The 10,030-nt window shown below is 70.9% G+C and carries 10 protein-coding genes; 3 read left to right on the top strand and 7 right to left on the bottom strand.

Annotated elements, in window-relative coordinates:
• Nucleotides 1-18: 18 nt before the first annotated feature.
• The 5 genes from G5T42_RS06700 to G5T42_RS06680 form a co-directional block, all read right to left on the bottom strand.
• Nucleotides 19-948: a hypothetical protein gene (locus tag G5T42_RS06700; protein WP_241245990.1), complete on the bottom strand. Its 930-nt coding sequence runs from the start codon at nt 946-948 to the stop codon at nt 19-21.
• Complete coding sequence (gene menC, locus G5T42_RS06695) at nt 945-2,078, bottom strand: o-succinylbenzoate synthase (protein ID WP_165127038.1); 1,134 nt, start codon at nt 2,076-2,078, stop codon at nt 945-947. The genes G5T42_RS06700 and menC overlap by 4 nt, the downstream gene beginning before the upstream one ends.
• A 72-nt stretch (nt 2,079-2,150) precedes the next feature.
• Nucleotides 2,151-2,924: an isocitrate lyase/phosphoenolpyruvate mutase family protein gene (locus G5T42_RS06690; RefSeq protein WP_165127036.1), complete on the bottom strand. Its 774-nt coding sequence runs from the start codon at nt 2,922-2,924 to the stop codon at nt 2,151-2,153.
• 94 nt (nt 2,925-3,018) lie between these two features.
• Nucleotides 3,019-3,414, bottom strand: coding sequence for a hypothetical protein (locus G5T42_RS06685; RefSeq protein WP_165127034.1), 396 nt, complete (start codon nt 3,412-3,414; stop codon nt 3,019-3,021).
• 23 nt (nt 3,415-3,437) lie between these two features.
• Entirely contained in the window at nt 3,438-3,953 is a 516-nt protein-coding gene (locus G5T42_RS06680) for a hypothetical protein (protein WP_165127032.1), read from the bottom strand.
• A gap of 110 nt (nt 3,954-4,063) precedes the next feature.
• On the opposite strand from G5T42_RS06680, the gene G5T42_RS06675 reads away from it, so the two are divergent.
• The gene (locus G5T42_RS06675) at nt 4,064-4,873 is read left to right on the top strand and encodes an SDR family oxidoreductase (RefSeq protein ID WP_165127029.1); all 810 of its coding nucleotides are present in this window, start codon (nt 4,064-4,066) and stop codon (nt 4,871-4,873) included.
• A 112-nt stretch (nt 4,874-4,985) separates the two neighbouring features.
• On the opposite strand, the gene G5T42_RS06670 is transcribed toward G5T42_RS06675, so the two are convergent.
• Together G5T42_RS06670 and G5T42_RS06665 are read right to left on the bottom strand one after the other, a co-directional pair.
• On the bottom strand, nt 4,986-5,903 hold the full coding sequence (locus G5T42_RS06670) for a cyclase family protein (RefSeq protein ID WP_165127027.1): 918 nt from the start codon (nt 5,901-5,903) through the stop codon (nt 4,986-4,988).
• A gap of 119 nt (nt 5,904-6,022) precedes the next feature.
• Nucleotides 6,023-6,748 carry a GNAT family N-acetyltransferase gene (locus G5T42_RS06665; RefSeq protein ID WP_165127025.1) on the bottom strand — a complete coding sequence of 242 codons (726 nt, stop codon included), beginning with the start codon at nt 6,746-6,748 and terminating at the stop codon, nt 6,023-6,025.
• 160 nt (nt 6,749-6,908) lie between these two features.
• Here G5T42_RS06665 and G5T42_RS06660 point away from each other — a divergent pair, with 160 nt between their 5' ends.
• Together G5T42_RS06660 and G5T42_RS06655 are read left to right on the top strand one after the other, a co-directional pair.
• Nucleotides 6,909-8,309 (top strand): MFS transporter, encoded by a 1,401-nt coding sequence (locus G5T42_RS06660; RefSeq protein ID WP_165127023.1) that lies wholly within the window; start codon nt 6,909-6,911, stop codon nt 8,307-8,309.
• Between the two features lie 182 nt (nt 8,310-8,491).
• Complete coding sequence (locus G5T42_RS06655; RefSeq protein ID WP_165130122.1) at nt 8,492-9,958, top strand: peptide MFS transporter; 1,467 nt, start codon at nt 8,492-8,494, stop codon at nt 9,956-9,958.
• Nucleotides 9,959-10,030: the final 72 nt, after the last annotated feature.

Raw genomic sequence — 10,030 nt, 5'->3', positions numbered from 1 at the left:
CGACCCCTCCCCGTCGCCTCAGCTCGGGAATCCGCACCACTGACCGACCCACGTGAGGATGCGGCCACGCATCTCCTCGGTCGCCGCGAGCTGGATCTGACCCGGCTCGCCGTCGAGCTCGATGTCGACGTTGAAGACGGTGCCCCGCTTGTCCTCCTGCACGACGTGCGGGTCGCAGCGCAGCGGGACCATCGGCAGGTGGACCTCGATGGGTGCGACGTCGTCCTTTTTCACCTGGACGTCGAGCGGGTGCTCGACGTTGGGGTAGCCGACCCAAGTCAGGAGGTTGGTCGAATGGATGCCGTCGATCGCCGCCGCGCCGTCGCCCGTCGGTGCGATCGTGAGGGTCAGGTCGGCCGGCTGTCCGGATGGCGACGGCGTGAAGGACGAGATCGTCACATCGGCGGCCTCGGCGAGCGCCTGCGCCCGGCACTCGCGCTCGTGAAGCGGCGGCACGAACGAGAGCGGATCGGCCAGCGGCGCGGTCGCCGTGCCCGACGCTCCGTCCGTCGACCACCCGAGGGTCACCGTGCCGGTCCCCTCGTCGGGAGCCGGGCAGGCGACGGCCGGAAGCTGCACGGGGATCGCGACCTTCGACCCTGCTCGCACTGTGCTCTCGCGGTCGTTGATGCGCTCGGCCGGGCCGTCGAACCGGGGGTCATCGACGTGCAGCGGGCCCACGACGAGATCGGTTTCGCCGTCGTTGGTGATCATGACCTGCGCCCAGCGCGACGCGACGTCGGAGCGCAGCTGCCGCAGCTCGACCGTGACGTGCGCGGGCAGCGCCGTGGGCGAGGCATCCGTCGCTCCTGTGCCGCCCGCGGTCGTGCAGGCGGCGAGGGCCAGGGTCAGCGCGAGCGCTCCGCACGACCCGAGCGCGACGCGCCGCACCCGGCCCGCCCCGCGACGGCGTGCCGCCGTCTGGTCGTGCGCACGGCGCCGGCTCATGACCGGACGACGACCTTCTCGACCGTGACCTCGTCGAGGGCCACGGGGTCGATCTCGACGCCGAGCCCGGGGCCGGTCGGAACACGCACATGCCCGTCCTCGAGCACCGCGGGCTCGGTCACGATGTCGCGCCGGTAGAAGCGGCTCGACGCCGAGACGTCTCCGGGGAGCGTGAAGCCGGGAAGGGCGGCGAGGGCGGCATTGGCGGCGCGGCCGATTCCGGTCTCGAGCATGCCTCCGCACCACACGGGCACCGAGGCATCCCGGCACAGATCGTGCACGCGAACGGCTTCGAGATAGCCGCCGACGCGGCCGGCCTTGATGTTGATGACGGATGCCGAGCCCAGCGCGATCGCGTCGGCCGCGGCCTTGGCCGACACGATCGACTCGTCCAGGCACACAGGGGTTCTGAGCTGCTTCGCGAGCGTCGCGTGGTCGACGATGTCGTCCTCCTGCAGCGGCTGCTCGATGAGCAGGAGGTCGAACCGGTCGAGCTCGGCGAGGGTGCCGGCGTCGGCCAGCGTGTAGGCGGAGTTCGCATCGACCTGCAGCGGGATGCCGCCGAACGCGTCGCGCACCGCCGCCGTGTCGTCGACATCGCGGCCGGGCTTGATCTTGATCTTGATCCGCACGTACCCCTCGTCGAGGTAGCCCCGGACCGTCTCGACGAGGGCGGCGGGATCGCGCTGGATGCCGACGCTCACGCCGCTCGGCACCCGGTCGCGCACCGCTCCGAGGTGGTCTCCGAGCGATCGACCCTCCAGGCGGAGCGCCGCATCGAGCAGCGCGAGCTCGAGACCGGCCTTGGCCATGCGATGGCCGATGAAGGGCTCGAGTATGCCGGCCACCTCGTGCGGCGCCACTGTGCCGCGGCGGAGCAGCGCCGGGATGAGGAAGCGAGTCGCGACATCCCACGCTCCCTGCGTGTATTCGCTCGAGTAGAGGGGCGCGTCCTGCGTGACGATCTCGCCCCACCCCTCGCCGTCGGCCGTCATTGCGCGGACGACGATCACCTCGCGCACCGTCTCGGTCCCGAACGAGGTGGTGAAGGGTGAGACGAGCGGCAGGTGCAGCACGCGCAGCTCGAATCCCTCGAGGGCGACGGATGCCGCAGGCCGGGCGATGGGCATGGATTCAGGCTAGCCCCGCCCCGGCGCCGCAGTTCGGAGGCTTTCGGTTCCAAGCCCCTCAGTTCGGAGGCCTCAGTTCAGAGGTTGCGTGCCCTCGGGGATGCCGCCGCCCGCGTGCACATCCCGCACGAGGCTCTGCAGGGCAGTGAGCGCGACGCGCTGCGGGAACGGCCCATACGAGACGCGCGCGACGCCGAGCTCTTCGAGCTGGGCGAGTGGCAGCGAGCCGGGGACCGCGATGACCGAGAGCTTGCGGGGTCCGAAGGCGTCCACGAGGGTGCGCACCTGCGACTCGTCGAGGCGGCCGGGAACGAACACCACCGGCGCACCGGCCGCGAGGTAGGCCTGCCCGCGGGTCACGGCATCTTCGAGGTTCTGCTCGGGGGTGCGGTCCGCCCCGCGCACGAAGGCGTCCGTCCGGGCATTGAGCACGAACCGGATGCCCTCGGCCTCACCGGCGGAGAGCGCCGCCTCGACGCCGCGCACGGCCTCGTCGAGCGGCTTCAGCTGGTCCTCGATGTTGGCCCCGACGACCCCGACGCCGATGGCCCGGCGGATCGTCTCGCCGACGTCGCCGTACCCGGCCTCGAGATCGGCCGTGACGGGGAGGTCTGTGGCCTGCACGATCCGATCGATCGCGTCGAGGTGCAGGTCGAGCGGGATGTGCTCCCCGTCCTCGTAGCCGAAGCTCGCCGCGATCGAGTGGCTCGCCGTCGCAATGGCCTGGGTCGCGGGGTCGGCGGCCACGACCTTCGCCGAGATCGGGTCCCACACGTTGACGAGTGTCAGCAGCTTCGCGTCCTCGTGCAGCGAGAGCAGGCGGTCGGCGTTCTCCTTGAGTGTCATGCTCCGAGTCAACCGCGCGACCCCCTCGCCGTCTTCCCACTTGACGCCGGATGACGGCGAAGAGGACCAGGCCGCGAGCCGCCCGGTGGACCGCTCAGCCGAAGGGCGTCGACGTCGGCTCACCGGGCTCGCGGCGCCGGAGTGTCGGCGGAGCCGGCCATTCCAGCTCGAACCGCGTGACCGGCACGTCGATGGCTCCGAAGTCGTCGGTCTGCACGACGATCCGCCCGGCCGCGCCGACGCGACCGGGCGTCACCTCGACGAGCTTCACGCGCCACGCGTCGCCCTCGGGCATGTCGAGCACCCAGACCTCCGCCAGCCACGCGAGTCCGTTCGCCTCGAGCGCGGCTTCGGCCTCCAGCCACTCGACCGGCGTGGATGCCTCGTGCCCGAGCAGGTCGACGGCGACCCAGTCGTCGCCCTCGGGGCGGATCCAGCCGAGCAGCTCGCCGTCGTCACGTCGGTGCGGGGTCCAGTCGGCGGGAAGCATCCCGACACGCTATCGCCTCGCCGTCACGACTGCCGCACAGCCTCCATGTGCTGCTCGAGCCACCAGGTCTCGCCGCCGTCGGCCGACGACCAGCCGTCCCATGTGAAGGAGTCGGCGGTGATGTCGCTGAAGTTCCAGCGGATCGGGACATCGCGGTCGGCGCGGAAGTCGACGCCGTCCTGCCGGATGCCGTCGCCGCCGTGGGCGCGGGCGATGAGAGCGCCGTAGTTCGCGTGCAGCGTGCCGAACCAGTTCACCCGCCACGCGCCGATGCGCGGGTCGTACGCCCGCACCGTCGTTCCCGCCGCGACCTGGTCGTCGCCTCGGTCGCTGCCGATTATGACGTCCTGGATGGCCCGGCCGCCGAGCACCCACGAGAAGATCCACGTCCTCGCGGCCGACGTCCACTCCTCGTCGAGCGAGGATCGGTAGCGGTTCTGCACCCGCCACGAGCCGACGAACCGGCCGAAGAGATCGAGCTCGGCGGCGAGGGAGGGGTCGGGAGCATCGGCGACGAGGCCGGACACGAAGTCGCTCATGTTGCGACGCTACGGCGGGCCTCCGACATCCCCGGAGCCGCGGATAACCCATCGTCTGTCGGCTGTAAACCCCCGCGCCGGCGAGGCGGGAGCGACCTAGCGTCGGTCGCATGACCAAGACGCAGGAGTTCTTCCCCCGACGTGCGATCGTGACGGCCTCGGACTCGGGCATCGGGCAGGCGACGGCACTCGCCCTCGCCGATGCCGGCCTCGACGTCGGCATCACGTGGCACAGCGACGAGGAGGGCGCGCAGCGCACCGCCGACGGCGTGCGGGACCGCGGCCGCAACGCGTTCGTCGCCCAGTTCGACGCGACCAAGCTCGAGGAGGTGCCGGGCGTCGTCGACTCGCTCGTCGACCACCTCGGCGGACTCGACGTCTTCGTGAACAACGCCGGCGGAGGCTCCGGCGGACCCTTCCTCGAGATGTCGGTCGACGACTGGCGGCAGGTCGTGTCGCTCAACCTCGACGGGGCGTTCGTCGCGCTGCAGGCGGCTGCCCGGCAGATGGTCGAGGCGGGAGCGGGGGGTCGCCTCATCGCGATCACGAGCGTGCACGAGCATCAGCCCCGGGTGACCTCCGCTGCGTACGTCGCCGCGAAGCACGGCCTCGGCGGCCTGCTCAAGACGATGGCGCAGGAGCTCGGCGAGCACGACATCACGGTCAACGCCGTGGCGCCGGGCGAGATCGCCACGCCGCTGACGAGCCAGGAACCGGAGGATGCCGAACGCACCCACCGACCGGGTGTGCCGCTCGGCCGCCCCGGCAAGCCGGAGGAGATCGCGAACGTCGTCGCCTTCCTCGCCTCGCCTCGCGCGAGCTTCGTCACCGGCGCGAGCTGGGTGGTCGACGGCGGGATGCTGCAGATGGGCCCGCAGGCCGGCTCCCACCTCGAGAACGACGACTGGCGCAAGGGCTGACGCGCGCCCCTGGTCCCTGAGCTTGTCGAAGGGTCGAACCTGGGTGCCTCGCGGCCTCGGCCTCCGACCCTTCGGCAGGCTCAGGGACCGGCGTGGCGAAGGGACCCGGGTTCTACGCGGGCAGTTCGGCGAAGGCCCGCACGGGGAACGTGCCGAACCCCTCGACGGCGGGCGGCGCCGCCGTGAACCGGGCGCCGCTCGGCGGGAGGGAGCCGAGGTTCGTGAGGTGCTCGACGACGTGGATGCCGGCATCCAGCAGCAGTGAATGAGCCGGACGCTCGCCGCCCGACTCGGTGTCGTCGATGTTCAGCGCGTCGATGCCGACGAGCACGGCGCCCGCATCGATGAGGTGCCTGGTTCCCTCCTCCGTCAGGAACGGCGAGCCCTTGCCGTACTCGGGCCGGCCGAACCAGCGGTCCCACCCCGTGTGGAGCAGCACGGCGGCGCCTCGCACATCGCGGTCGAGCAGGGTCTCGGCGCGGATGCCCCGATGCTCCGGAGTCCAGGCATCCTCGAGGTGGAAGACCTCGGCGCGCAGCCCGACGAGCGTCGAGAGGTCGAGGCCGGCGAGGTCGGCTCCGTCCGCGTAGCGGTGGAAGGGCGAGTCGAGGTAGGTGCCCGTGTTGCCGATCATGTGGATGACGTCCATCGCGAACTCCGTGCCCGGCGCGTAGCGCGCCCGGGAATCCTCGCGCGTCAGGTGCGGCGTGATGGTTGGTGCGGGTAACCCCGGGTAGGTGACGAGCCCGGCCCGGATGCGGTGGCTCAGGTCGACGACGCGGGTCGCGGCATCCGTCACCGTCCCGGACGCCACCCCGCGGCTGCCGCGGTGGGGCTCCTCGACGATGCGGAGGCCGCGCAGCTCGACGCGGTCGACGAGGGCGAGGCCGAGGTGCTGCACGAGCAGCCGGCCGATGGCCGCCTCGTCGAGGTCGGCCGACGGCAGATCCAGGCGGAACCCGGTGCCGGCGAGCTCGCCGCCGTTCGCGAACGAGATCTGGAAGTCGAAGTGGGCTCGGTAGTCGGGCATGCGCGTCAGCCTAGGGGCGACGGATGCCTCGTCCCTCGCGAAGTCCGGACGATCGCGCGAACCTCGGACGATTCGGCAGGAATCCTCCGAGGTACGCGCATTTCTCCGACGTTCCCGCCTCAGGGCCGGACGAACAGATACCCGCGCTCGTCGTCGAAGCCCTCGACGACGAGGCCCTCGGCGAGGTGCCCGAGGAACCCCTCGCGCACGCGCAGACGCCAGGCCGCGGCATCCGTCGGCTCTTCGCGGCGCAGCGTCTCGATGTCGTGCGGGATCGCGACCGTCGCGACCACCTCGTCGTCGGCGGGGGTGGCGACCGGCGGCGCGGCGAGCGCCCACGTCACGAGCAGCCGGTCCGTCTCGTCGCCGCGGTTCACGCCGTCGTCCATGGGTCCGTACTGGTTGACGAGATACTCGGTCACCCGCGTGCCGAGCACCCGCAGGTTGAAGTGCGCGTTGCGCGCGACGAGCGGGTCGAACGTCCACGTGATGTGACCCACCTCCCGTGCGAACGCCCAGGCGCGCTGGTGCTGCTTGAGCACACGTCCGAGGCCCTGCGACTGGTACTGCGGCAGCACGCCGGTGATGTGGGAGTGCATCGAGCGCTCCGCGGGCGCCGCGAAGAAGGCGACGGATGCCCCGACCACCCGCTCCCCGTCGTAGAGGCCGACGGCGTAGTTGCCCGAGTGCGCGAGCGCGCGCAGGAGGTTCGGCGGCATCCCGCCGCGGTCTCCACCCCACACCTCGGCGAGGACCTCGGATGCCGCGAACACCTCCTCGACCGTCGTGAGGGGCCGGATCTCGATGCCGGGCGGCGTGACGGGCTCGGCGGAGGGGTCGGTCATGCGGTTAACCTACGCCGCCCCCGTCCCCGAACTCGTCGAGGGGTCGAACCCGCGCCGACGTCCTAAGCCGCCCGGTCCCCCCGGCGCCCGCCCCGCGCGGCGCCGATAGCCTTGAGGCGTGGCGTCGAAGGATGAGGAAGCGAGAAGGCGACTCACCCGGATGCCAAGCCAGGGCGCGATCGTCGCCGTGCTCGCGATCGCGGGCCTCGCCTCGTCGTTCATGTTCACGCTCGTCGTGCCCATCCAGTCGAAGCTCCCCGAGCTGCTCGACGCGAGTCGCGAAGACACGGCGTGGGTCGTCACCTCGACGCTGCTCGCGGCCGCCGTGCTGACGCCCATCTCGGGCCGCCTCGGCGACATGTACGGCAAGCGGCGCATCGTGCTCGTGCTCCTCGTGATCATGGTGATCGGGTCGGTCATCGCCGCGCTGTCGCCGGGGATCGTCGGCATCATCGTCGGCCGCACCCTGCAGGGCGCGATCGTCGGCGTCGTCCCGCTCGGCATCTCGATCCTGCGCGACGTGCTGCACGAGAACCGGGTCGACTCGGCCATCGCGCTCATCAGCGCGACCCTCGGCGTGGGCGGCGCGCTCGGGCTGCCGATCAGCGCGTTCATCACCGAGCGGGCCGATTGGCACGTGCTCTTCTGGGTCGCCGCGGGGCTCGGGGTCATCGTCTTCTGGCTGGTCCTGTGGATCGTGCCCGTGAGCGTGCTGCGGACGGCCGGACGCTTCGACTTCGTCGGCGCGGCGGGGCTCACGGTCGGACTGCTGGGACTGCTCCTCGCGATCTCGCGCGGCGACGAGTGGGGCTGGACCTCGACCCCCACCCTCGTGCTCGGCCTCGGCGGGCTCATCGTGCTGCTCGCGTGGGGCTGGTTCGAACTGCGCATCGACGCGCCGCTCCTCGACCTGCGGGTCGCGGCGCGGCGGCCGGTGCTGCTGACCAATCTCGCGTCCGTCGCGATGGGGTTCTCGCTCTTCGCGTCGAACGTCGCGTACCCGCAGATGCTGGAGCTCCCGGCCGTCGCGGGCGGCTTCGGGCTGTCGCTGCTCGCCGCGAGCTTTGTCGTGATGCCCGCCGGCATCGTCATGATGGTGCTCTCACCGTTCTCCGGTCGCCTCGCGCGCACCGTCGGGCCGAAACTCCTCCTCGTGCTCGGCGCCATCTCGCTCATCGTCGCCTACGGCTTCACGCTCCTGTTCTCGGCGGAGGTGTGGCAGCTCGTCGTCGCGAACTTCCTCATCGGCGCGGGGATCGGCTTCGGCTACGCCGCCATGCCGATGCTCATCATGCGTTCGGTGCCGCAGTCCGAGACGGGCGCCTCGAACGGGCTCAACGCCCTGTTCCGCTCGCTCGGCACGAGCACGGCCGCCGCCGTCATCGGCGCGGTCCTCGCGACATTCGTCGTGGACGTGGACGGGATGCCGGCACCCACCCCGACGGCGTTCACGCTGTCGTTCGTGCTCGGCGGCATCGCCGCCGTCATCGCCCTCGTCGTGGCGCTCTTCATCCCGCGTCGGCACGCGGCCGAGGAGAGGCATCCGTCGCTTCGCGAGTGAGTCCCCTGTCGGGCGGCGGGCTGCGCCGCTACCCTGACCGCATGAACGACCAGGCGCGGGGGCAAGGCGGCAGGGCGGGCGACGAACCGGAGCAGGTGCCGGTGGGGGCACCGGACGGTGCGACAGCGGCGGGCGCGGCGGCCGTCGATGCGACGGGTGTGATCGCGGCGGAGCGCAGCGGAATGGATGCCGCCGGCACGACCGGTCCGCGGAACGACGACACGCGATTCTTCGGGCAGCCGTGGCCGCTGTGGCACATCTTCGGCGTGGAGATGTGGGAGCGGTTCAGCTTCTACGGCATGCAGGGGATCCTGCTGCTCTACATGTACTACTCGGTCGCGCAGGGCGGCCTCGGCATCGACCAGGCGACCGCGACGGGCATCGTCGGCGCCTACGGCGGCACGGTCTATCTCTGCACGATCCTCGGGGCGTGGCTCGCGGACCGGCTCTTCGGGTCGGAGCGCGTGCTGTTCTGGAGCGCCGTCGTCATCATGGCGGGCCACATCGGGCTCGCGCTCCTGCCGAGCGTGTGGGGACTGGGCGTCGGGCTCATCCTCGTCGCGATCGGCTCGGGCGGTCTGAAGGCCAACGCGACGGCCGTCGTCGGAACGCTCTACCGCGCGGGTGACACGCGCCGGGATGCCGGCTTCTCGATCTTCTACCTCGGCATCAACCTCGGCGCGTTCCTGGGCCCGCTGGTGACAGGGTTCCTGCAGACGAACTACGGGTTCCACTGGGGCTTCGGCGCTGCCGCCGTCGGCATGGCGATCGGCCTCATCCAGTACTCGTTCGGGCGCAAGGAGCTGCCGGCATCCGCGAGCTTCGTCGCCAATCCGCTCCCGCGCAAGCGCTACGGCGCAGTCATCGGCATCGCACTCGCGGGCCTCGCCGTGATCGTCGCCCTGGTGCTGCTCGGGGTCATCCGGGCCGACAACCTGGCGGGCGTCGTCATCATCGTCACGCTTCTCGCCGCCGTCGCGTACTTCTTCGTCATCACCTCGTCGAAGGCGAACTCGTCGGACGAACGGTCGAGGGTGCTCGGGTTCATCCCGCTCTTCATCGTCAACGTGGGGTTCTGGTCGCTGTATCAGCAGCAGTTCACGGTGCTGACGATCTACTCGGATCAGCGCCTCAACCGCAGCATCTTCGGCTGGGAGATGCCGGTCTCGTGGGTGAACTCGATCAACCCGATCTTCGTCATCATCCTCTCGGGCGTCTTCGCCGCGGTCTGGACGCGGCTCGGCACACGCCAGCCCTCGGCGCCGGTGAAGTTCTCGCTCGGTGCGATCATCATGGGCCTGGCTTTCCTGCTGTTCCTGCCGTGGGCCAACGGCGCGCCGAACTCGACCCCGCTCCTCGCGATCGTGCTCATCCTCTTCGTCTTCACGATCGCCGAGATGTTCATCTCGCCCCCAGGCCTCTCGGTGACGACGAAGCTCGCGCCCGAGCGATTCCACACGCAGATGGTCGCCCTGTACTTCCTGTCGGTCGCGCTCGGCACGTCGATCGCCGGCTGGCTCGCGCAGTTCTACAACCCCGACGACGAGGTCCCGTACTTCACGATCCTCGGCGGCATCGCGATCGTGCTCGGCATCGCCCTCTGGCTCTCGGTCAAGCCCGTGCTCAAGCTCATGCGCGGGGTGCGCTGAGCGCACCGCGGGTGTCGCGTGCGTACGCTCTCGCCGAGAGCACACGTCCTCGTCGCGAAGAACGTGTGCTTT

It is taken from the genome of Microbacterium sp. 4R-513 (assembly GCF_011046485.1).
In the GTDB taxonomy this organism is placed as follows: domain Bacteria; phylum Actinomycetota; class Actinomycetes; order Actinomycetales; family Microbacteriaceae; genus Microbacterium.
The sequence above is the reverse complement of the archived record's forward strand: the minus strand, read 5'-3'. Positions and strand labels throughout refer to the sequence as shown.

Coding starts and splice junctions, on each gene's coding strand:
- G5T42_RS06660 (WP_165127023.1), top strand. CDS start 6,909: ATGCCAAGCCAGGGCGCGATCGTCGCCGTGCTCGCGATCGCGGGCCTC.
- G5T42_RS06670 (WP_165127027.1), bottom strand. CDS start 5,903: ATGCCCGACTACCGAGCCCACTTCGACTTCCAGATCTCGTTCGCGAAC.
- menC (WP_165127038.1), bottom strand. CDS start 2,078: ATGCCCATCGCCCGGCCTGCGGCATCCGTCGCCCTCGAGGGATTCGAG.
- G5T42_RS06690 (WP_165127036.1), bottom strand. CDS start 2,924: ATGACACTCAAGGAGAACGCCGACCGCCTGCTCTCGCTGCACGAGGAC.
- G5T42_RS06655 (WP_165130122.1), top strand. CDS start 8,492: ATGGATGCCGCCGGCACGACCGGTCCGCGGAACGACGACACGCGATTC.
- G5T42_RS06680 (WP_165127032.1), bottom strand. CDS start 3,953: ATGAGCGACTTCGTGTCCGGCCTCGTCGCCGATGCTCCCGACCCCTCC.
- G5T42_RS06665 (WP_165127025.1), bottom strand. CDS start 6,748: ATGACCGACCCCTCCGCCGAGCCCGTCACGCCGCCCGGCATCGAGATC.
- G5T42_RS06685 (WP_165127034.1), bottom strand. CDS start 3,414: ATGCTTCCCGCCGACTGGACCCCGCACCGACGTGACGACGGCGAGCTG.
- G5T42_RS06700 (WP_241245990.1), bottom strand. CDS start 948: ATGAGCCGGCGCCGTGCGCACGACCAGACGGCGGCACGCCGTCGCGGG.
- G5T42_RS06675 (WP_165127029.1), top strand. CDS start 4,064: ATGACCAAGACGCAGGAGTTCTTCCCCCGACGTGCGATCGTGACGGCC.